The sequence below is a fragment of the Bacillus sp. EKM501B genome (genome assembly GCF_011800505.1).
In the GTDB taxonomy this organism is placed as follows: Bacteria; Bacillota; Bacilli; order Bacillales; family Bacillaceae_G; genus Bacillus_A; species Bacillus_A cereus.
In genome coordinates this window covers 13,891-35,204 of the sequence record NZ_JAALFZ010000010.1, presented here as the reverse complement: position 1 = coordinate 35,204, position 21,314 = coordinate 13,891, and the positions used below count along the sequence as shown (strand labels likewise).

Sequence of the window (21,314 nt, the reverse complement as noted above, 5' to 3'; positions counted from 1 at the left end):
AGGCTGTTGTTGTTTTATGCAAAATAATAGAAAAAGAAACGTAATTAAAGAAAGAATTAGACAAGAAAAAGAACGACGTGAGCGATTACTAGCAGAGGAAGAAGAACAATATGAGGATGTCTACAAAGATCCAATAAATGAGCAAATACAACAAGAGCATTCAGAACAGCCGCGGAACCAACGTGAAGAAAGTGTAAATGTAAATTTACCAAAAAATGAACCTTCAAATAGTAACCCAGCTCTTGCTTGGATCACTACAATTCAAAAACAGGCAGGCACTTCTGAAAATGATTTAAAAATAGAAGAAGCACGGGAACGTGAAGAAGAAGCACGTAGAAAGGCAGAAGAAGAAGCAAGAAAACAAGCAGGAGCAGAAGCGCGTAGAAAAGCAGAGGAAGAAGCAAGAAAACGTGAAGAAGTGGAAGCACGTAGAAAGGCAGAAGAAGAAGCAAGAAAACGTGAAGAAGTGGAAGCACGTAAAAAGGCAGAAGAAGAAGCAAGAAAACGTGAAGAAGTGGAAGCACGTAAAAAGGCAGAAGAAGAAGCAAGAAAACGAGCAGAAGCGGAAACGCGTAGAAGGGCCGAAGAAGAAGCAAGAAAAGAAGCAGAAGCACGACGGAAGGAAGAAGAGAAAAAACTTGAAGAAGTAAGAAAAAGAAGATTAGAGGAAGAAAAGAAAATAAAAGAAGCACAAAAGAGACAAAAAATAGCTGTGGTGAAAAGGGAGCCCTATAGTGATGAAATTAATTTAAATAATGAAAGAAATCTACCAAATGAACCTAAATTTGAACAAGAAGAGAAAGTCGCAATCGATAAAAAAGGAATCTTAAATAATATGAAAAAATTAAAGTACGCTATTATAGGAATCGCATCAATTGTTTTATTAGTAGTAGCAGGTTTTGCCTTTAGCAATATGAAAAATTCACAGGCTGCATCTGCAAATAATGTAAATAGTTTAGAAGTTAATGCGAATTTAATAAATGGGTTAAGATTATCTGCAGTTCAAAAATATCAAGATGCTGCCTTGGAATTTGATAAAGTCGATTATAAAAAGTTAGGAAAAGAAGATAAAAAGGCAGTTTTATTTACGTATCTATTAAGCGGTAAAGCACAAAAAGCAATTGACTTAGAACAAGATTTTGCAGAATCAGTAGTTTCATATTATATAGCTGTAGATAATTTGAAAAAAGTAAAAGAATTAAAAACAAAAAATCCACTAATTAATTTTGAAATTGCTGCATTAGATAACAAACATGAAGAAGTTATCAATTTAAGAGATCAAGTGCCACTAGATGGCAGAAGAGAAGGAATTATTGTTAATAGTTATTTGAAATTAAATAAATCTGAGGAAGCTAAAAAATTTGCTCAAAAGGTTGGAAATAAGGATTTACTCGAAAAAATTAATAATTCTACACCTAATAGTTCTGCTACTTCTGTAGCAACTATAAGTGCAGATTAGGTAATGAGGAGGAATTGATTGTGCCTTTAGATTATTCGAAAATTTTAAAGAAAGTGTTACTTACGACTACTGTAACTACCTTAAGTGTTGGGGTAGTTACAGGCTGCTCGCTGTTTTCTTCTGAAAAAAAGAGCACTAAAACAGCATCAGTATCTAAAAAGAAAAAGGATAGTGAAAAAGAAAAGAAAAAAGATGAGAAGAAAGATGAAAGTAAGAATGAAACGAATGAAAATCTAAATACTAATGATTTTGATGAAATCATTGATAATGCAAAACGTAGCTCTGATCAAAATTTAGCCGGTATCATTGAAAATAACAAAACCAAAAAGAAATTTGATGACTTAACAGATTCAATTGCAACCGCCGCTATAAATTCAGATCGAAACCTAGCTTCAGTTATTGACGGTGATAAATCAAGTAATCGTTTTTCTGATTTAAATAATTCAATAGTATCAGCAACAAACAATCCTTCTGTCTCGGATAATAAGGATAGTAAGAACTTTGTATTTGGTGGCGATCTAAATATTAATGATGGTGTGGCTATTGCAGATAACTCAATACCTCCAATTAATAATGATAAAAAGCCACCTACTTCTAGTGACACTAGTGGCGGGGAAGTGAAACCGCCAACAGGTGGTGAAGGTAATAATGGAGGTGGTACAAAACCACCAACAGGCGGAGATGATAACGATGGTGGAGGCGGTACAAAACCACCAACAGGCGGAGATGGTAACGATGGTGGAGGCGGTACAAAACCACCAACAGGTGGAGATAATGATGGTGGTGGTACAACAAAACCAGAAAAGGATACAGTGGCACCAGTAATAACAGCGAAGCAAGGTGTAACTGTATATGTAGGAGATAGCTTAAATACAGGGGATTTGGTAGACGTAAGAGATAATAAAGATCCAAACCCAGAGGTAACAGTGGGAGCGTATGATACAAGTAAGGTAGGAGAAATCCAAGTAACAGTAACGGCAACAGATGCATCGGGAAATAGCTCAAGTACAACAGTAACTGTCAACGTAGTCGAGAAAGAAGAAGAAAAGGATACAGAAGCACCAGTAATTACAGTGAAACAAGGTGTAACTGTATATGTAGGAGATAGCTTAAACGCAGGAGATTTGGTAGACGTAAGAGATAATAAAGATCCAAACCCAGTGGTAACAGTGGGGGCGTACGATACAAGTGAGGCAGGGGAAATTCAAGTAACAGTAACGGCAACAGATGCATCAGGAAATAGCTCAAGTACAACAGTAACCGTTAAGGTAGTAGAAAAAGAAGAAGAAAAAGATACGGAAGCACCAGTAATTACAGTGAAACAAGGTGTAACTGTACATGTAGGAGATAGCTTAAACACAGGAGATTTGGTAGACGTAAGAGATAATAAAGATCCAAACCCAGTGGTAACAGTGGGAGCATACGACACAAGTAAAGCAGGGGAAATTCAAGTAATAGTAACGGCAACAGATGCATCAGGAAATAGCTCAAGTACAACAGTAACCGTTAAAGTAGTAGAAAAGGAAGAGGAAAAAGATACAGAAGCACCTGTAATTACAGCAAAACAAGATGTAACTGTACATGTAGGAGATAGCTTAAATGCAGAAGATTTAGTAGAAGTAAAAGATAATAAAGATTCAAACCCAGTAGTAACAGTTGGAGTGTACGATACAAGTAAACCAGGTACAATATCAATTCAAGTAACGGCAACTGATAATGCGGGTAACAGCTCAACTGTAACGGTAACAGTAAAAGTAGTAGAAAAGGAAGAGGAGAAGGATACGGAAGCACCAGTAATAACAGCGAAACAAGTTGTAACCGTACATGTGGGAGATAAATTAAGTCCAGGAAGTTTAGCGAGTGTAAAAGATAATAAAGATTCAAATCCAGTAGTAACAGTAGGAGCATATGATACAAGTAAGCCAGGCACAATATCAGTTCAAGTAACGGCAACTGATAAGGCAGGAAACAGCTCAACTGAAACAGTAAATGTGGTAGTTCTTGAGAAAGAAAAGCCAGAACAGAAAACAGCAGAAACAACATCTAAAGAGCAGGGTAATGGATTACTTGCATTAAATTCTAATGATGTAGCTAAATAAGATTTTAGAAGGTTCATCTATCAGTTTTTGTATCAGTCGAACTTAACTAATCAAAATTATATTGTAAAAAGCTCCGACTGTCCTACAGTTGGAGCTTTTTTATATGTTTAATTAATTCTATTACAATTTCATAAATTTATTGAGTGGTTTATAGCGTAGAACTATCTTGCCTTCTATATTATTCAAATTTATAAAGCCTATTTCTTTAAATCTGCTGTCTAAACTTTCTTCGCGATTATCTCCTAATACAAAAATTGTATCATTCGGAACCCTATCGAAACCGTAAATACTTTTTAATGAAAAATCAGCTGTATTACCTTTTGCGTATAGATCTTTTACCACAAGTCCATTTATATAAAGCTGCTGTGATTTATATTCTATTGTATCTTCAGGTAAACCAATTACTCTTTTTATAATTGTTTTATTATTAGAAGTGTTTTCTAGGTGGGGATTAACAACAACTATATCAAATCTTTGCAGATCGTCTATTGAATGGGTGAGGTGATTAATTAAAACCTTGTCATTATTAAATAAGGTATTTTCCATAGAGACTCCAGAAACCTTATATGGAAAAAAAACGAACTGTCTTAGTAAAAGTAAGGTAACGCCAATTATAAATATTAATATTGGAAAAACAGAAATTAGACGTTTTTTCAATTATAAATCAAACTCCATTCTGAGGGTTTATTATATTCATCATAACATAAATTTAATGGGTTAAATATTCTGAACATTGTTGTTTTTGTAGGTGTAATTTGTTAAAATTAAGTATACCTTTTTTTAATTTCAATTTTTATATCCATAACTACTATAGCCCTTTCGGGGTTTCGATTTTCAAAGATAGTTTGAGTTTTTTACTTTTACTTTCTTTTTAAATATAACTCCGAAAAGGGCTTTTTTGCGTTTTTTTGGAGAACATCACATTGTGAAAGGATCAAGATTTTATGAAGATTAAAAGATTATTTTTAGTATTAGGCGTTTTAGCTATGGTGTTTGTTTTATATAACACCTTTATAAAGGATGAACCTCAAACAGATGCTTTAACTTCAATCAAAGTAGAAGATTTGAAAAAAAGATTCAATACGATTATTTGCTTGAAGATGAATTATCACAAAATGTGATTAATGACATAGGTGGGCAATTCAAATTAATATTTGATGATATTGATAAGAACGGTCACGTAACTATTTATCAAAACAAAAAAGAACTAGAAATGTTTTTAGGAAATCATATAACTACTGCAGAATCAGCTGATGAATTTACATCAGACTATTTTAGTACAGATAAGAATTACAAAGTTACTTATAAAAGTAAACCAAGTCTATTTAATTATGAAGAACCAAGAACTGTTACAAAAGTAAAAAAAGGATTGTTTTTGGTAAAACAAAACGACTTAATTCTGGAATTTAAATATGTACCAGAAATAGATGGATTTCGAATTTCTGAAATTACATATTTAAAATAAAAAAATATTAGGAGGAATTTATTATGTTAGTACAAATTAGAACTATTATTGCTGATGCATTAAGAATTGATGTAGAAGTGAATGGTTTTTTGAAGTATTGTACTAATCATGGAAAAATAGTTAAAAAAATAACACCAAGCCGGTTCATGGAACGTGAACAAGGCCAACCGCTTTTGGTTATAGTAATTGAATATGAAGAGAAAAATTAATGGCAGTTATAAAAAAGACGAGGATCAATTCCTTGTCTTTTTTATTTTCTAAGAAGGGTGGATATATCGACTATGAAAATGATAAAAAAAGTGCCCGTCTTTAATTACAAAGAATTTGAGAATTGTTTGTTAGAGATGAATAATCGTGAATCAGATGTGGCTAATTTAATGGTACCTATTGATTTAGCAAAAGTTCTAAAGTTTATACGTGAAGATTCATTCTTGGTTAAAGAGCTATTGGATCAGAACTTTCAACCTGAATCTATAGTGGCAGCTGTTGATTATATGCGGCCTAAAATAGTTGGAAATTATACTATTTTACACAAGATTACAAGGAATGATGCAGTGGATTTAATAAAAGGAAATCCAAATGAGGAAATTATAAAACAACAAGAAGAGAGCGGTTATACAGGGCAAACAGTAACAGGGCTAAGAGTGAAAGGTGAAACAATTTTAGCACCTGTTGCTGAATTGTATCCAGATGTTTTAACAGATGAGGGTACAATAGCACCCAGTGATATTTCGTGTGATCAAGTAATAGTATCGCAGCCACAAAGGCGCATTACAAATCAATACTCGGCTTTGGCGGTTAATAATATGTTGAATTTTATTGTTAATCAATATTTGATTTTAAATCATCATATGGTATTTCATGCGAAAAAGGGATACAGCAGGGCATTTCCTGTAACTGAGGAACAAAGAAAGCTGTTTAATCTAACAAATAAGGGTATTAAAGAATAATTATTTAAAATATGTAATTTGATTTTGAGTATCAAACGGGATATTGAAAGGAGAATGAATAATGAATAAGTGTACATTTTGTGGAAGAAAATCAGATTTTTATGATACTAAAATTGTAGGCGGTTATCAAATATTATGATGTTGTACAGATTGTGAAGAAGAAATTCTATTAGGGCAAGAAGGTTAATAGATTAAAAACGTTAATTTAGAGTGAGTAGAATAGTAGAAGTGTATGGATTTATAAGTCCATACACTTCACTTCATAATGAATTAATTTGTGCAGAAATTTATATACCTAATTGAGTTTATTCTATTATTTATCTTTTATTAACATATCCATAAACTCATTATTCAATTTCATACCCTCATCAAATAAAACAGGAACTTTTTCAGCTGTTTTACTTTCTTTCATCTCTGGGTCAAAATATAGTAAATCTAAGAGTTCGTGGAATTTTTTTTCTGCTTCTCTATATTTTTTCTCTGCATCATCAAACTTCTTAGGTGGAACAGTACCTGATATTTTATATAAGTGTTCCCTAGCATTTTTTTCAAGCGTTTTTATTTCATATGAACTTCTTTCAGATAGTTTTCCATCTCCAAAACAATCATAAAACTTCCTAATTTCTACCCTAACTACATCGATATATTCCTCTTGTGTTACACGTCTGTGTTCCCGCTGTTTTTTGATTAGACTTTCTTTTGCATCACTACCTAAGGATTTTTCAAAAGCTTCATACTGCTTAACCAACTTTTCTAAATCCTTTTCACTAAAGCTTTTATGTACAGCAGTTACATTTTTAAGGTTTCCTTTTGCTTCATCTACTAACTTAGCAAATAAATCTAGATATTTTTCATATTCTTTATCTGCAGTTTTATATTCAGATGGTGCAGAGATCTTTTTTGCCTCTTTCATAATAGAAATTGCTTTGTCAATATATTTTTTTCTTTCATCAACAGAAATTGATGTATCTTCAACTTCCTCTAACTCTTTATTAATTAAATATTCCTTTTCTGCGACAGCTTCTAAATAGCCATCCTTATCGTTCTTAAAATCATAGTCATTTTGAGCTGGCGAACATGCCGATAAAAATAATACAAAGCATAATGCAGTCACCTTAATTTTAATTAAATTCATAAATTTCTCCTTTCTAATATACGAAACAAATAATTATTGTACCATAAAATCTTAATGTTTTCTTTCTGGAATAATGAGTAAACTTCTTAAATTTAATAACTGAAGAGAGGGAATGCGTCTGGTGGATAATGCTTTGAAATCATTGGTTAATTAGCATTGGATTCTCAGCAAAAAAATGGAGATGAAATTTACATGTATTGTAGTGAAAAGATAAAAATATTGGTTTTTTATTTTGGGGATTAAGAATTATATGTTCATAAAAATTATAGAGTGGCTACACTGATTTTATATATGAATTGGCTGTTTTTGGTTATTGATATGGTATAATAAGTATATAATTTTTTTCTTTTTTCTTTCTGTAATTAAAGCAACCTATCGGGTTGAAGAGTACGCATTTTTAATGTGTTATGTCTTCTCCTTTTAGGTTGCTTTTTTATTTTGCTTAAAAAAGGAGTGATAATTTGAATCATTTATTGAGACTTTCAGAAACAATACATCCTGTTACTTTAAATGCTTATCGATGGAAAATTACTAAAGGGAAACTTATTACCAAACGATTAATTAGAATTGAAAATATCGATTTAAGAATCGATACAGAACTCGAAGGTGTTAGAGTAGGTGATACGGTTTATATTCATGTAGGAGATGTTATCTCATATATCACAGCCGCTGAATGGGATCAGTATCAAAAAGAACAACATGTAATTGAAGATAGTAACAATAAGATGGTAACTTGTAATATTCGTCATAGAACCTTATTTTAATAAAAAAGATAAAAAAGGAGTGTATATTGATGAATGTGTCTATTTATAATCGCGAAAATAAAGAATGGAAAGAGAGAAAAGAAACAAAAAAAAGCAGTTTTAACGAAGTACTGAAGACATTGCAAATTCTTGAAAAAATTTAGACGGGAATACCTGTATTGCACCGACAGAAATAGATTTGGGAAAATATACAGAATTAATAAAGATGGAAAATATAATACGAAATAAGCTAATAGGATATCAAGAAGATTTTTATTTTTTTGATATATAGTATTATTTCTTATTTAAGCGTAAGGTATTGTGGTTAATACATGAGACAGGAACTAGAATAATAAATTTATACAATTATGAAAACGTTGAGGAAAAACAGGTAGCATTTGAGATACTGGCATTCTATATTCATTAAAATTGTATTGTACTTTACAGCATAATTGATAGGAGATTGAAAAAAGTAAATAATAATCAGGTTTTCGAATTATTAGAAAGTATAAAGGTATCAAAGAATTTGATTTGTTAACTTGAGAAAGTTAAATAATAGAAAAACTTTCTGAATTTAAAGATAAAACAAACCTCATTGTGATATAATTTAGTTGCATTTTTTTCTTTTTCTTTTTTATATCAATAACTACTTATAACCTTTCGGGTTAATGAAATTACACAAAAAGGAACTTTATGTTACCTTATTTCATTGTGTAAACAATTCATTTTCCTGGAAGGTTATTTGTTTTTGCCTGAAAGGGGTGATGCTGTGTCATAGGAACTAATTATTAAATAGAAACTGCTGCTGCAATGTCAAAAGTTTTTCGAAAAGGGGTGCATATTATGTTGGTTACAGTAATTGTGTCAGTTGTGGCTGGTATGGTCTCAGGGTTGGCTAGTCATTACATCACAAACAAAAAGTTTTTGTTGCCTCGTAAGAGCAAGCTTGCATTTCACCCGGGTTTCTTGGGAGAGATGTTTGTAGGCAGTATTGCTTCACTCGTTGGTGTCGCAATGTTTAACCCTGAAACAATGATGGGAATTCTTAAGGTGAGTATTCTTGCTGGGGTTTCAGGGCAAGCCTTCTTGCTGCACAATCGCTTGGCAACGGAACAAGTCAAAAGCAACGAGATTCAGTCGATTTCAAAGAAATTGACCGAACTCGAAAAAAAGAATAAGGAATGAAAGAGGAGTAATCTGGTATAAATAGAAATAGAGAGATGAGGAGATTTGGTTATGTAACGGCCAAATACAAAGAGTTGAGTTGAGGTGAGCCCCATGTCTCGAAAGGAAGTTTTTGATTATCTAGATGATCAAGAAAAGGAAGATTTAGCAGAATGGACAGAAGAGCTTATGAATGCTCAATCTACGAAAGCAGTTAAACTTTATTCAAGTAAGATAAAGGAACTGCTAGGAAAGATTGAACAACGAATGATTAGTTCAGGAGAGGAAGCAGCGACGATTAGCTTCTAATTGAATAGCAAGAAATAGAAAAGCTGGTGGAGGATTTATCCATCAGCTTTTCTTTATTATTAAAAAAATCATGAGGAGTGTTTACAATGAGTACAGATTTATTACAAGAATTATTAGAGGTTGATCAAAAAGCAAGAGAACAAGAAAGAGTTCATTTAATCCAAAACTTTTTCAATTTAGGTGTTTCAGTTGAAATCATAGCGGAAGCAACTTCAGTAAGTGTAGAGGATATAAAAAGGATTGTTAATAGTTAAATAATAAATGTATAAAGTTAAAAATATAATAACCATCTATCGTATATCAGATAGATGGTTATTAAAATTGTTTTAAAAGTTCCATCAATAATTACTAAAATAAGGTAAAATGGGTAGAGATGGAGAGGCTAGAGATAAGGTTAGTGAAGGGGGATCTGTATTCGATATGTTAAAAGATGAAATTATTTTGGATAAGTTACAGCAATTTGTTTCTGGGGAATCTATACAACGCCAAAGTATGAAGAGTAGCCTTGCTGATTTTATACTATCATCTGGTGAAACGTCGAAAGCTACAAATTGTATAGTTAGCTATATTGAGAGCTTATGTCATTACAAGCATGACAAGCATGATAAGGGTGTTTACACTCAAATGAACAATCCTGAATTAATTGCTGATTTGTTAGAAGTGGCTTATGAAAGTCTGAGTAGGGACGCTGATCTACAACCATACGTTACGAAAATCGCACGATTATTGTATATTGACAAGAAGGAACGAGATAAGTTAAATTCTGAACGATATGTTCAGTACTGGGCAGCTGTAATGTTGGATGAATTAATTTCGTTAAACGTTTCGTTGCCACCGGAAGTAGTAGAACTGATGTTATCGAATTATTATAGACAAGATATACCGACAAATGAGTTCATTTGTAGTATATGGAGGAGATTGGCTGAAAGAGGCATTAATATATCCAATCATATAAGTTCACTTGTCATAAATGTTAATAACCACGAATCATCTACTCTCACTAATAATAGTATACTAGCTTTATGGGCATGCATTCGCAGGGGATTCTTTAATACACCTATCCCTGATAGTAATCAAACTTACCACGTATGGCTTTGGCATATGACTACAAGCTGTGTAGGTAAACTTAAGAAAACATACGAGGAACCTATCCGCTCAGTGGCAGTTGGCTGTCTTCTTGAAACTGCAAGGATATACCCGGAGACTCAATCTTTGATTCTAGAGTGCATGGATAAATGGGGAATTGCAGAACCAAAGCGTCCACGTAGTGATTTTCAACGAGATTTAAAAGAGCTTTTTTCACGTTGCAAAAATCATCCAGGCATAAATTGCTTACCAGAGAATTATGTTATTACTAAAAGAGGAATCATGTCGAGATCTAAATCTAACTCATAATTCAAATAACGTAAGGATTGTACGAATCAAGTTTGGTTCTTGTATTACTTACATTCATTTAAGAAGCCTAATGTAAGTAAGCGTTTATTTTAAGTTGTAAGCGATAGTAGAGTTTTAGTTTTGCAAAGATGGTGGGGAAATGGAAGAGAAAAACATAAAAAGTAAGAAGTATTATAGAATTGCTTTTCTTGTATCAACAAGTTACATTTGGTTTTTGATTTTAGCAGCATACAGTATAGGTATTCCGCGATATATCGAGTTACTCGGGGGGATTTTTCTAATTACAGCCTTTACATTTTACTTTTCAGTACCTATTTTTTATATCGCTTTGCCTTTAGTATATATTCGTGTTGTGCTTGCCTGTTTCCGTATATATACTACAGAGCGAATGTTGGCTTATTATGCACTTTCTTGTATCGTTTTAGGGATTGCTTTATTTGTTCCTTTAGCAATGTATCATTTTTATGAGGAGAACTACATTTTCGCGAAACAGGTCCAGGAACAACGTATTGAAGAAAAAGTAAAACATGAGGTTGAAAAAACTAATGGTCCTATAAAGATTACATATGTGACAAAGGAAAGTAGGATGCAAGCGAATGAAGGTACAGGAAGTCCGGAATATTCCAAAATAAATATTCATTTTGAGTTAGCTAGCTGTGATGCACAAAATGAAGGAAAGAGCGGATTTTCATGCAAATCCTCTGTCGAAGCGTACTACAAAGATAAAAAGTGGCTGGTAGATTATAATTCGGAAGAAAATACAAGAGCTCTAAATCTATCTAAAGATAACCAACATGCCGTAGAATTAGAAAAGCAGTTGGCTCTTACACCAGAGGAAGAAATGAATATCCGTAATATTTCTGAATTGAAAGCGATTCAGTATATGAAAAATGAGTATAACTTCGATTTAACAATTGTTGAAAAAGCCTTTGACATGCATACGAGTTCCTATAAAAAAGAAAATAGACCATCAAATGCGATTCATGCCCTAACGATTGAAGGATATGTAAATACAGATGCTCAAAAGAATGTCACAGTTAGGGTAGAATACAATCCCATTACAATGAAATATTGGACTCATATCACTGAAATGAGTGATGAAGCTAAAAAGTAGATAAAAAACTTTTTACAGAGTTTGGAAATGTAATTAGGGACATGGCCAGCAATATTACTCCAATTCTTTGGGCAGTTGGCATATTACAATTCATGTCTCTGGTTGATCATTTGGGTATTGATATAGCAGCCATTAGGGGTCACCATACATATCCATCAAGCTAAAATTTTGATGTCCCCAAAAACAAAAAATTTATCTTTTCACAGTTAGTTGTCTATGAGAATTGAGTTCGTTTTTTTTGTTTTTAGATATTTGCGTTTCTTAGCTTGATGGCAATGTGGTTCTACTCCTTATAAATGTTACAAAAATCTTTCAAATAGCTCTAACTTGCACAATGCTTCCCGTTAATATAATACGCTGATTCTGTGAAAACCGTAAATACAACCTCTACTTCTGGAAGTCCTAAATCCATTATATGTGTAGTAATGGCCTTGGCAAATCGATCACGAATTTCCTGTCCACGCTCAAACCATTTCACTTCAATAAGAGGAAACGCTTCTATTTCTTCTCCATTGAATACAAATGTAGAACTTGGTAGTTCCAACGTAAAATTATCCGTACCACACTCACAAATCTCTGCAAGCTCTTCTATTAATGGCTTGCTTATGCTTTTTAATTGTTCAATAGTAATTCCACGAAACACAACATGCGGCATGTGAATCCCTCCGTTAGATAGCTTTATATTTGCTCACATCATAACACAATTCATTTTGCTGCACTAACATCTATTGGTACATATCAATGACATTCTTAAGAATAATCATATGTTATTGAAGTAATACATGTATTGTAACTATTTAAAACATTTGAGAGCTCGGTAATTGGGTAAATATAAAAAGTCTTATTATTCTCCCTGTAAGGAGGCATGAAGGGGAGGCCTCTATTAGAAAAGGGATGGTGCGCTTATATATTTTAAAAAGAAAAGACACCCAAGGGGTGCCTTTCGCCGACTTGGACTATCCTGTATTAATACATTAAATTATAAAAATAATCAGTTATAATTCCATGTACCCTAGTTGATATAATATATAAGGAAATTATTGATTAATTAATAACGCACATATATTAGGGAGGTACATAAGTTATGATAGATATAATCCTGTCATTCTTTTTACTAGTTATATATTCTATTCGCTATCTATTTTCAACAGGTGAAAATAGGAAACAGGCAAAAGCCGATTTAAAAGAATTTTGGACTGATAGTGAGGGGCAAATGCTATTAGGTGCTGCTACGGGACTTGTAATTTCTGTGATAATTTTTGGTTATTTGTTTATGAATCAATAGATGTTCAATTAAGAAGAAAGTATTAGAGAAAACAAGATACTGAATAATATACATAAGAACCTCACCATTGGATGTTGAGGTTTTTTAATGTACAAAAGAAAAGACACCCAAAGGTGCCTTCCTCCGACTTGAACCACTTTAATTTTAATAATATGTATTGGACGCCAATCCAAATATTATCTTACCATGTTAAGTTGTATTGTACATTGAGAAATTTGGTATACCGCTTTATGTAAACGTAAAAAGCCCTAGAGGGGCTAGGACTTTTTGACAGAATGAAAAGGATTCAAAAAAGGACTTGTATAACGTAACATATGAATGTTCCATGAATGTATCGTGAAAGTAAATAAACTCTATATTATAAATAAAAGTTAACCATTTTTACTAATTCATGAACATCAAAGTGTATTTCAGTTGGTAAAGGATTATTTTTATATACTAAAAGATCTAAAATGTGTGAAACGAATAACTTCAAATTTTTATCCTCCGAAGCTTGAAATTGATACACGAATGTTTCCAGATCTTTAAGGATTCTAGATTCACTTTGTGAGTTAAGCGTCGGGGGCTTGGCCTTTATGTCAAGAGGAGTAAATAATAATAATAAATCAAAGAGTCTTTCATCATTTTCCCTTTTCATAAAAGAAGTAAAAATATTATTGGAAACGATTAATGATTGATGGATCCATTTATTTGCTAAGAAATCCAAATAATTTTTAAACGGTTCAATACCATTTATCCTACAAGAATAAGTTTTGATCTCTAAGTCTAATATATTTCTCATCTTTCCTACCTTGAATTCACTATTAAATATGAGATCAAAATTTTCCCTATTAAATTCGTGCAGTAAAATAATAAATAATGTAAATATCATTTGTACTGGCTCGTGATTGCTAAAATTTTGGGGAATATATGAGTAAATTCTACTACTATTTGATTTATCTAATGTACATAAAAATATATATTTATTAAATAACTTTTTTAACTTTCTTGGATTTGTAAATTTCATGTGTAAAAAGAACCGTTTTAAAAAATCAAAATTCTCATTAGCTACTGGATTAAATAGATGTACCCTTGAAATAAAATCTTCTAAAAGTTTATCGATATTTTGAATTTCAGGCATATTAAATGTTACATCAAACACTTTTTCAAGGTATTCCTCTGACTTAATTATATTTTGATATCTTATATTTATTGCTTTACTAACCGCATGTTTATCTACTCCACAAAAATAAACAACTTTATCTGAATCAATAAAGAAATGTTTTATTGATGAGATCAAATCTAATACATTTTCAGGAGAACATCTATCTAGATCATCAATAAAAACTAACAACTTCTTGCCAGTTGCCTTGTAATACTCATCTAGCAATTTGTTGTAAGAAGTATTAAATTTTTTTAAGTTTGTGTAAAAAGATGTTCTTTCTATAAGTTTATCCATCTCTTTTATAGTATCTTTAGTGGCTTGATCGATATTAATAGTCATTCCTGGAAGAGACATTTTGTAATTGAATAGTAAATTTTTACTGAAATTTAAAAGTGTTTTACCGATTAGTTTTACATCTTCTAGTACTTGTCCGAGAGAATCTTTTTCTGCTTCAACTTTATCTAAAATCATTTCGAATAATGATAGTGAAAGGTTTGAATCCTTTTCATATTTCCATGCCTCAAAAAATACAACATTGTAATTAGTAATATTTTTATTTATGTATTCCATTACCGAAGTTTTGCCACTGCCCCATTCTCCGTATAAAGCGACCATATTATTCTTTTCAAAATAATCAGTATTACTTTCTAGCATATTTTTTATTGCATCTGCTTTGAAATGGGTGCCAAATAAATCTGAAGTTACATTAATCTCAAAAGGTCTATTATCATAAATCATTGTCATTATTAAATTTATCCCTTCTTTGTTACTCAAAATTTTTCATAAAATTAATTTTACAATTAATTAAGATTTTTGTAGGTAAATTACGGAAAAAGTTAAAAGTTTTGATCGAATTAAATGAAAATTATTTGTACTTTAGTAAATCAAGGAAATAAAATTCTCACTTTATATTTTAGTTCTTTTTTGGGAACTTAAATATAAAGTGAAATATGTCTTCGATCAGTGAAACTGAACAGAAGACAACAAAATCTATATTTTATTAGAGATTTTCTAGGTAATCATATATTTTTGTCTTTAGTTCAACACATTTATTTTCTAAGTTGTTAATCACTTCAATATCTTGTTGGTTTGCACTCTCTCCACTTATTATTTTTTTATTAAAATTTAATGATATTTTTATATATTGCTGTCCTAAACGTTCGTAATTATTTTTGAATCTAGAATATTCCTCTTGTTGTTCTGTAGGTTCACTTAAATATGTATCATACGTGTTAGAGTATAAAGTCATTAGGGATTTGCTTATAAAATCTAATGTGAATTTTATATTGTTAAGTGTTATATCTACTTTTTGATTATTTGCAAGAGAAGAGGATAATTTATTAAGTTCTTTTTGTTTTTCTTCTAATTCTTCTAATCTTTCTTGAGCTACTGTTGATATAGAATGAGATTGTTGTATTAGTTCTTCAACTTCCTTCCTCTTCTTTTTAGCTTGATGATGCAAAATAGATACATAAGCAAAGGCACCTGTAATTACTAACCCTGCTATTGCAGCAACGATTGCAATTGGTTGCCACATATTAGCAATCGAATCATTCAAGAATGATATTTGACTATCCTTCGTTGAAATAATCTTATCTTGAACCTCTTTTACAGTCTCCAAAGACTCAACCTTTGTTTGTAACTTGCTCAATTGTTCTTTAATTTGTTCGTTAGATATTGTAAATAAAGTAAGTTTCACTGTTTAATCTCCTTTGAGTATCACAACTATATATTGTTTAAACTATCTTGTTAAAGATTCTTCCAACATTCCCTCCAGCTCTTTTTTAATTTCTTCGGGTTTCATCTGGTCCACTGGTTTATAATTACCATTTTTATCATAGTCAGCAGAGTTTTTTTTCGGCTCATTTGTAGATGGTGGAACTGATTCATTAGGTTTCTCGTGCGATGTAACTTGAGTTGAAGGAGATTCTTCTGTTTTAGAACGGTTTAGCTTTGTTAACTCTTCTTTTAACTTTTTCACTTGAGTATTAAGATTTTTGTTTTCTGTTTCTAATGTTTTTATGTTTTTTTGAAGTACCTCATTATTTTCAACGATTTGTTCGTTAAATTTTGGTTGATTCATAGGTTCTTTTTCTGATGATATTGCTATTATAATAACCGCCATTAACATTAATAATCCTGAAAAAATGAAATGATCTTTTGCTGATTTTTTTAATAAGAGTTTAATAAATCCCTTAATTAAATAATAAATCCCGATAATTATGGTATAACTGAATGTCATAAACATAGTATGGAAGAGAGCTCTATCTATGAGATCTGGAAAGTCTCCAATTGTTTCATAAAGCGCACCATATGTAACCATCCAAATTGCAGCACACATTATCGTCAACATTAAGACGAGAATTAAAAATCTTTTAAATAGTGTCAAAGCTATTCCTCCTGTAAATCTTAGATGTATTAGATAATTTAATAAAAAAATAAAAGCACTCTTTTGAGTGCCTATTTTAAGCAGATACAGTAGCTTTACCTTTACGGAAGATACCCATTAATCCACCGATCATTAAAGCTATAAACGCGCAAATAAGACCAAAAATACCACCAATAGGACCTAATACAAATTCAGTTGTTCGTTTCATTATAATTTCTTTAATTATGTAAAATGTAAGATTTCCGAGCTTATCATAGCAAACAATCAATTCGAATATTGTCATATTATGTCGAATGGAAACAAAAAAGCACTCATAAGAGTGCTTATCCATAAATCTAATGTTTTTTACTAGATTTTTTATGTCCTTTATTTCGTTCACAAGCCACGCCATCGCCATCACGATCTAGATGCGAAGCATAAGCTGGGCTATCTGGAGTTATATCATAGTAACCAGCATTATTTGCATCTGTACAGTTTGCAAAGTGAACTTTCTCTTGTTTAGGTGCAGCTTGTTGCTGAGGTGCAGGATTAGATGCAGCTTTTTGTTGTTCCTGTTCTTTTGCTCGAGCTGCTTCTTGTTGTTTCTTTTGTTCATCTTCTTTTTTAGTTTCTTGTTTTGGTTCTTCTGATGTACTTGCTTTATCATTTGAACCACAAGTAGCCAATCCCATAAGTAACACGCTGCATGCTAAAGCCATTAATAATTTTTTGCTCATAATTTAATTCCTCCAAGATATATAAAATGTAATATTTCTGGACAATCTTATCAAAATTAATATTTGGATATTGTTATATTATGTCGAAGGAAAACAAAAAAGAGAGAGTCATAACTCTCAATGGAAAAATGATAAGAATTTACCGATGGATATTAGAGAAATATTCTCTATTTTTTACTAATATTGAATAATGTTTTTTATCAAATCTATAGAGAGATGTGGTTTTAATGTGGATAGGAAGGAGTGTGTCCCGAAAGGTGTACCTTTTGGGAGGGTTTTTTGTCATGGCGTTTTGTGGGAAAATCAACAAAAATAATTTATTATTGTTATAATATATAAATAATGATGATTAGAAAGAATATTGGAATTATTATTTAAAAGAAGTCAAAGTTATTAAGTATGAACCTTTAAAATCGAGAACTAGTAGTTGATTCGCAATAATAATTAAATATAAAAAAAGGGGTAGAAAAAATGAAGAATGAAATCAATAAGGTGAATGAATTGGTAATTACCGAAAGTGATTTAAATTTTGAAAGTATATATGGTAAGCCATATTTTCCAAAAGAGTATGAAGAGGATTTAAAGAAAGCAAATTTATTATTAGTACCGTATGAGGGATTTAGAAATAATCAAAATCCTGTTTTTCCAGAAGAGACAATGCAATTCTATGAATTTATAAAGGAATATAATGATGGGGAATTAATCGGTGATATTTGTATTTCAGATGATAATTATCTAGAACTTGAGTTACACGCTGATCTCATTTATTTAGCTAATATGGTACTTGAAAATGTGATTTTCCCAGTAGCTATACAATTAATTTCAAATTATATTGAAGGGAAATTACAAAAGAGTAAAACGGATTTGAAAATAAAAGTAAATATCACAGTTGTAGATGGAGAAACGTCCAAAAACATTTCTTACGAAGGTGATGCAGATAAATTTGGGGAGACAATTAAAGCTGCGAATAGAATTAATAACTAAGTAGAAGGTGAGTCTTTTGGGATATCATGAAATATCTATGTATTTACAGCGATTCAAAGGTATAAAATTAAAAAAGAATATTTTAGAAGAACTTTCAAACTTAAAAAAGGTTGCAGTTAATAAGGGGGATCAGGAGGAAGCGAAAAGTATTTGGTGTTTAGAACAAGTTTATAAAGTGCTAACTGACTATATTACTGCATATAAACAATTGACCGATAAAGAGTACTATGAAGCATGGTGCAAACTAGATTGTGCAGATAATAAATTGCATTTCCTTCGTAGGCATTTAGATTATACAGGTAATAAATATAATCTTGAATTCATCGAAGAAAATATTTTGAAATTACAAAAGTTGTTCCCATACCAATACTTCTTCAGTAGAGAAACAATTGTCAAAAAATCAACATGTTCAATTTGTAATCAGGTTATTAAACTTAGAAATTCTTGTGACCATAAAGTAGGAGAAATATATAATGGTGAATTATGTTCACGGATTATTGGTGAGGTGAAACTCATTGGAATAGCCGTGGTTACTAATCCGTTTGATAAATATGCAGTCGCGTTTTCGAAGGAGCAAGAGTATAGTTATGACATGCTTGAAACTCTAATGGAGTATTGGAAAAGTCCTTATGAAGAGTGGGAGCTTCTTATCAGTGAAAAGTTAATAGAAGAATATAGGGATTTAAATAGAAATGACCTCTGCATATGCAATTCAGGTAAAAAATATAAAAAATGTTGCCTTAAAACAGGGGAAGATAAGTATAATCATTATAAGTTAATGTTTGATGAGAAAATCCGAAAAGACTTTAAACCTATAAAAACGCAAATGATTAGTAAATGAAAAAATTAAATTGAAGAATGTATACTTCTGTTAGTGATTTTAAGGAAAAAGAAATAAGTGCGATAAACCGAATGAAATCATAAAAAACATGTGGAAATTACTACATGTTCTTTATGATTTCATTCTTTTGTGTTACTTATAGGTAATGTATACTTTGATTATGTGTTACTTGTAAGTAACGAAAGGTGTGAAAAGAACCATAAGTTTGCCAAAACAGCAAGCTTATGGTTCTTTTTATTTATGGCAAACTTATGCTTCCGGTAATGGTGATGTTTTGAATTATGGCTAAGAAGGAATTCTTCAACCTTGGTATCAAAATTCATCCTTTATAAGATTATAAAAGATTTTTAAGTACTTTTAATTGTAGATTTAAAACAAAATTAAACCGTTTATAAGTAAATTTTTGATAATGTAGCATTTTTTCTCATTAAGCAAACGGGCCATTTTACTGATTAATGAACCTGTAGAATGGGATCTCATACATTTTTTAAAGCATCCGACCGTGACATAAGTAAAGAGCTGCCTATAATGACCGATTTTTGACTTTTGCACTGTATAGTTTAACAAAATATGAACAGTATCATGGAGATTTTAATAACAAAAAAGAATCCATCATTAAAAATAAGGTAGCTATCTGGCCTCAATCATCACTATTAAACCTATGAAGATAAATTGAATATCTAAATATTCTAACCCTTAAAAAAGATGGTCTATTTCACTTTATGCGATAATCTGCATACCTTTTCTTATTCTGGCTTTTCTCTAGAAAGATCAGAGATATCTGTCCCTTTTTCTAGAGGAAAAGCTGGTAGTATCTTCTTCTCAAAACGTGATACTGATACATCCTTGCGTCTAGCAACCACACGATAGCTAAAACTTAGACTATTGCTTCCCTCTTGTGACTCTCGAACTTCAAAGCTAGTTGGAGTCTTTTTACTTATGTATAGCCCCTTCGAGTCACCCTCGGGTGTCAAGAAGATATGGTAACTGTCAGTGCTTACCATCATAGCAAAGTCTGGGTCGAGGTGAACCGTGGTCTTACCTCTGTCCAACTCACCTATTCCAAAATCCTCAAACCAGCTCTCGGGGCTCTCCATGCAATAGAAGGCGCGGTGTGAGCCATCTGGGTGTGGTACGAGGACGGACTTTGTCCCACCTGATGCGGCGAAATTACCTATACATAAGACTCCATATCCATCCGTCATGTTTAAATTAACTCCAAATACACCAACGCTACCTTGAGCTTCAGTATATCCATAAACCCCAAATGAACCATTGAAACCATTGGAATTCTCCCATCCCGAACCGTGCACACCTAATACACCTATTTGTCCGACTCCATATACTCCTTTTCGAACACCCTTCCCTACGACTCCGGTATTATCAGCATCCCCAACAACTCCATTGTCACCTCTACCATATACCCCTGTTTGAAAACCCGTTCCTACGACTCCGGTATTATCACCATCTCCCTCAACACCTACTCCTGTACCGTTTTCAGTTTTACCAGCACCAAGAACTCCTCTCGGACCAGAACCAATAACTCCTGTTTGGCTACCCTCTCCAATAACTCCACGTTCCCCAATACCTAAAACACCGCTGCTTCCGTTACCACTAACACCTACTTCTGCACCAGCACCAAGAACTCCTATACTATTACCTGTCGCCTCAATCCCTTTAGCTGGGCTACCATCAACCCGTATACCCACTATGGGTGTTGCTGGTGGGGTGTCAGGAAAGTTTGGACTTTGATTAATTGTGGAGTCGGCCCAAACATGTAAAACATAATCATTCTCATAATTTCCAAATTTACCCTTTCCGTTATCAGTAACTGCAAGTAACTCTAATCCACTTTCAGCTTCATTCGTATTTCCTGCTGTTAATTCTTGTCCTGAGTTTTTTGAAGCCATTACTTTACCTCCTTGATATTCATTTTTCACTTCTAACATATCGATACATATAGTTCCCTTTTTTATTAGAATTTATTTGTTATGTTAGTAACCTCCTAACGCATCCATGTGTTCTCGAAAGTTTGAGGAACAGTATTTTTATTACCCTACTTTTCTTCTTCAACTCTTGGTTTTCCTACAGCTCTTCCAAAGATAGATACATCGGATGAGTT

22 protein-coding genes and 1 pseudogene are annotated in these 21,314 nt (G+C 32.1%); 14 read left to right on the top strand and 9 right to left on the bottom strand.

The window, feature by feature from the left end; genetic code table 11:
- Positions 1 to 16: 16 nt before the first annotated feature.
- Together HFD78_RS18405 and HFD78_RS18400 are read left to right on the top strand one after the other, a co-directional pair.
- On the top strand, positions 17 to 1,459 hold the full coding sequence (locus HFD78_RS18405; RefSeq protein WP_191968099.1) for a hypothetical protein: 1,443 nt from the start codon (positions 17 to 19) through the stop codon (positions 1,457 to 1,459).
- Between the two features lie 20 nt (positions 1,460 to 1,479).
- The gene (locus HFD78_RS18400; RefSeq protein WP_191968098.1) at positions 1,480 to 3,558 is read left to right on the top strand and encodes a DUF5011/hyalin repeat domain-containing protein; all 2,079 of its coding nucleotides are present in this window, start codon (positions 1,480 to 1,482) and stop codon (positions 3,556 to 3,558) included.
- A gap of 120 nt (positions 3,559 to 3,678) precedes the next feature.
- Here HFD78_RS18400 and lepB read toward each other — a convergent pair whose 3' ends face one another.
- The gene (gene lepB, locus HFD78_RS18395) at positions 3,679 to 4,215 is read right to left on the bottom strand and encodes a signal peptidase I (RefSeq protein ID WP_097814501.1); all 537 of its coding nucleotides are present in this window, start codon (positions 4,213 to 4,215) and stop codon (positions 3,679 to 3,681) included.
- Between the two features lie 287 nt (positions 4,216 to 4,502).
- Between lepB and HFD78_RS18390 the strand changes: the two are divergent.
- From HFD78_RS18390 to HFD78_RS18380, 3 genes and pseudogenes are all read left to right on the top strand, one after another.
- Positions 4,503 to 5,023 (top strand): annotated as a pseudogene (locus HFD78_RS18390) (peptide ABC transporter ATP-binding protein).
- Between the two features lie 23 nt (positions 5,024 to 5,046).
- Positions 5,047 to 5,232: a hypothetical protein gene (locus HFD78_RS18385; RefSeq protein ID WP_098204913.1), complete on the top strand. Its 186-nt coding sequence runs from the start codon at positions 5,047 to 5,049 to the stop codon at positions 5,230 to 5,232.
- Between the two features lie 72 nt (positions 5,233 to 5,304).
- Positions 5,305 to 5,973, top strand: coding sequence for a hypothetical protein (locus HFD78_RS18380; protein ID WP_097814500.1), 669 nt, complete (start codon positions 5,305 to 5,307; stop codon positions 5,971 to 5,973).
- A 313-nt stretch (positions 5,974 to 6,286) separates the two neighbouring features.
- Here the strand turns inward: HFD78_RS18380 and HFD78_RS18375 are convergent, their stop codons facing one another.
- On the bottom strand, positions 6,287 to 7,108 hold the full coding sequence (locus HFD78_RS18375) for a hypothetical protein (protein ID WP_048538505.1): 822 nt from the start codon (positions 7,106 to 7,108) through the stop codon (positions 6,287 to 6,289).
- A gap of 461 nt (positions 7,109 to 7,569) precedes the next feature.
- On the opposite strand from HFD78_RS18375, the gene HFD78_RS18370 reads away from it, so the two are divergent.
- The 6 genes from HFD78_RS18370 to HFD78_RS18345 all read left to right on the top strand — a co-directional run bounded on the left by HFD78_RS18370 (position 7,570) and on the right by HFD78_RS18345 (position 11,833).
- Complete coding sequence (locus HFD78_RS18370) at positions 7,570 to 7,872, top strand: hypothetical protein (protein ID WP_017657951.1); 303 nt, start codon at positions 7,570 to 7,572, stop codon at positions 7,870 to 7,872.
- 822 nt (positions 7,873 to 8,694) lie between these two features.
- Positions 8,695 to 9,036: a DUF4257 domain-containing protein gene (locus tag HFD78_RS18365; protein ID WP_071680168.1), complete on the top strand. Its 342-nt coding sequence runs from the start codon at positions 8,695 to 8,697 to the stop codon at positions 9,034 to 9,036.
- A gap of 93 nt (positions 9,037 to 9,129) precedes the next feature.
- The gene (locus HFD78_RS18360; RefSeq protein ID WP_074593310.1) at positions 9,130 to 9,324 is read left to right on the top strand and encodes a hypothetical protein; all 195 of its coding nucleotides are present in this window, start codon (positions 9,130 to 9,132) and stop codon (positions 9,322 to 9,324) included.
- 86 nt (positions 9,325 to 9,410) lie between these two features.
- Positions 9,411 to 9,578: a hypothetical protein gene (locus HFD78_RS18355; protein ID WP_170952444.1), complete on the top strand. Its 168-nt coding sequence runs from the start codon at positions 9,411 to 9,413 to the stop codon at positions 9,576 to 9,578.
- Between the two features lie 166 nt (positions 9,579 to 9,744).
- Positions 9,745 to 10,719, top strand: a complete 975-nt coding sequence (locus HFD78_RS18350) for a hypothetical protein (protein ID WP_074593309.1) — start codon at positions 9,745 to 9,747, stop codon at positions 10,717 to 10,719.
- A gap of 139 nt (positions 10,720 to 10,858) precedes the next feature.
- Positions 10,859 to 11,833, top strand: a complete 975-nt coding sequence (locus HFD78_RS18345) for a hypothetical protein (RefSeq protein ID WP_000391572.1) — start codon at positions 10,859 to 10,861, stop codon at positions 11,831 to 11,833.
- Positions 11,834 to 12,155: 322 nt separating this feature from the next.
- Here HFD78_RS18345 and HFD78_RS18340 read toward each other — a convergent pair whose 3' ends face one another.
- Entirely contained in the window at positions 12,156 to 12,488 is a 333-nt protein-coding gene (locus tag HFD78_RS18340; RefSeq protein WP_001120952.1) for a DUF1904 family protein, read from the bottom strand.
- A gap of 429 nt (positions 12,489 to 12,917) precedes the next feature.
- On the opposite strand from HFD78_RS18340, the gene HFD78_RS18335 reads away from it, so the two are divergent.
- Positions 12,918 to 13,118 (top strand): hypothetical protein, encoded by a 201-nt coding sequence (locus HFD78_RS18335; RefSeq protein WP_098218976.1) that lies wholly within the window; start codon positions 12,918 to 12,920, stop codon positions 13,116 to 13,118.
- 358 nt (positions 13,119 to 13,476) lie between these two features.
- On the opposite strand, the gene HFD78_RS18330 is transcribed toward HFD78_RS18335, so the two are convergent.
- From HFD78_RS18330 to HFD78_RS18315, 5 genes are all read right to left on the bottom strand, one after another.
- Complete coding sequence (locus tag HFD78_RS18330; RefSeq protein ID WP_098204912.1) at positions 13,477 to 15,006, bottom strand: KAP family P-loop NTPase fold protein; 1,530 nt, start codon at positions 15,004 to 15,006, stop codon at positions 13,477 to 13,479.
- A gap of 256 nt (positions 15,007 to 15,262) precedes the next feature.
- Positions 15,263 to 15,961 carry a hypothetical protein gene (locus HFD78_RS18325; RefSeq protein ID WP_098204911.1) on the bottom strand — a complete coding sequence of 233 codons (699 nt, stop codon included), beginning with the start codon at positions 15,959 to 15,961 and terminating at the stop codon, positions 15,263 to 15,265.
- Positions 15,962 to 16,003: 42 nt separating this feature from the next.
- Positions 16,004 to 16,651, bottom strand: a complete 648-nt coding sequence (locus HFD78_RS18320) for a hypothetical protein (protein WP_098204910.1) — start codon at positions 16,649 to 16,651, stop codon at positions 16,004 to 16,006.
- Positions 16,652 to 16,727: 76 nt separating this feature from the next.
- Complete coding sequence (locus HFD78_RS29830; RefSeq protein WP_255292430.1) at positions 16,728 to 16,859, bottom strand: hypothetical protein; 132 nt, start codon at positions 16,857 to 16,859, stop codon at positions 16,728 to 16,730.
- A 127-nt stretch (positions 16,860 to 16,986) separates the two neighbouring features.
- Positions 16,987 to 17,367 carry an excalibur calcium-binding domain-containing protein gene (locus HFD78_RS18315; RefSeq protein WP_098204908.1) on the bottom strand — a complete coding sequence of 127 codons (381 nt, stop codon included), beginning with the start codon at positions 17,365 to 17,367 and terminating at the stop codon, positions 16,987 to 16,989.
- Between the two features lie 471 nt (positions 17,368 to 17,838).
- On the opposite strand from HFD78_RS18315, the gene HFD78_RS18310 reads away from it, so the two are divergent.
- A complete protein-coding gene (locus HFD78_RS18310) occupies positions 17,839 to 18,351 on the top strand; it encodes a hypothetical protein (RefSeq protein ID WP_098204907.1) in 513 nt (170 codons plus the stop codon).
- Positions 18,352 to 18,367: 16 nt separating this feature from the next.
- Positions 18,368 to 19,192, top strand: coding sequence for a YecA family protein (locus HFD78_RS18305; RefSeq protein WP_098204906.1), 825 nt, complete (start codon positions 18,368 to 18,370; stop codon positions 19,190 to 19,192).
- 746 nt (positions 19,193 to 19,938) lie between these two features.
- Here the strand turns inward: HFD78_RS18305 and HFD78_RS18300 are convergent.
- Entirely contained in the window at positions 19,939 to 21,102 is a 1,164-nt protein-coding gene (locus tag HFD78_RS18300) for a hypothetical protein (RefSeq protein ID WP_098204905.1), read from the bottom strand.
- Positions 21,103 to 21,314 lie beyond the last annotated feature (212 nt).

Coding starts and splice junctions, on each gene's coding strand:
- HFD78_RS18300 (WP_098204905.1), bottom strand. CDS start 21,102: ATGGCTTCAAAAAACTCAGGACAAGAATTAACAGCAGGAAATACGAAT.
- HFD78_RS18375 (WP_048538505.1), bottom strand. CDS start 7,108: ATGAATTTAATTAAAATTAAGGTGACTGCATTATGCTTTGTATTATTT.
- HFD78_RS18340 (WP_001120952.1), bottom strand. CDS start 12,488: ATGCCGCATGTTGTGTTTCGTGGAATTACTATTGAACAATTAAAAAGC.
- HFD78_RS18335 (WP_098218976.1), top strand. CDS start 12,918: ATGATAGATATAATCCTGTCATTCTTTTTACTAGTTATATATTCTATT.
- HFD78_RS18360 (WP_074593310.1), top strand. CDS start 9,130: ATGTCTCGAAAGGAAGTTTTTGATTATCTAGATGATCAAGAAAAGGAA.
- HFD78_RS18330 (WP_098204912.1), bottom strand. CDS start 15,006: ATGACAATGATTTATGATAATAGACCTTTTGAGATTAATGTAACTTCA.
- HFD78_RS18380 (WP_097814500.1), top strand. CDS start 5,305: ATGAAAATGATAAAAAAAGTGCCCGTCTTTAATTACAAAGAATTTGAG.
- HFD78_RS18345 (WP_000391572.1), top strand. CDS start 10,859: ATGGAAGAGAAAAACATAAAAAGTAAGAAGTATTATAGAATTGCTTTT.
- HFD78_RS18310 (WP_098204907.1), top strand. CDS start 17,839: ATGAAGAATGAAATCAATAAGGTGAATGAATTGGTAATTACCGAAAGT.
- HFD78_RS18315 (WP_098204908.1), bottom strand. CDS start 17,367: ATGAGCAAAAAATTATTAATGGCTTTAGCATGCAGCGTGTTACTTATG.
- HFD78_RS29830 (WP_255292430.1), bottom strand. CDS start 16,859: ATGAAACGAACAACTGAATTTGTATTAGGTCCTATTGGTGGTATTTTT.
- HFD78_RS18405 (WP_191968099.1), top strand. CDS start 17: ATGCAAAATAATAGAAAAAGAAACGTAATTAAAGAAAGAATTAGACAA.
- HFD78_RS18385 (WP_098204913.1), top strand. CDS start 5,047: ATGTTAGTACAAATTAGAACTATTATTGCTGATGCATTAAGAATTGAT.
- HFD78_RS18365 (WP_071680168.1), top strand. CDS start 8,695: ATGTTGGTTACAGTAATTGTGTCAGTTGTGGCTGGTATGGTCTCAGGG.
- HFD78_RS18350 (WP_074593309.1), top strand. CDS start 9,745: ATGTTAAAAGATGAAATTATTTTGGATAAGTTACAGCAATTTGTTTCT.
- HFD78_RS18355 (WP_170952444.1), top strand. CDS start 9,411: ATGAGTACAGATTTATTACAAGAATTATTAGAGGTTGATCAAAAAGCA.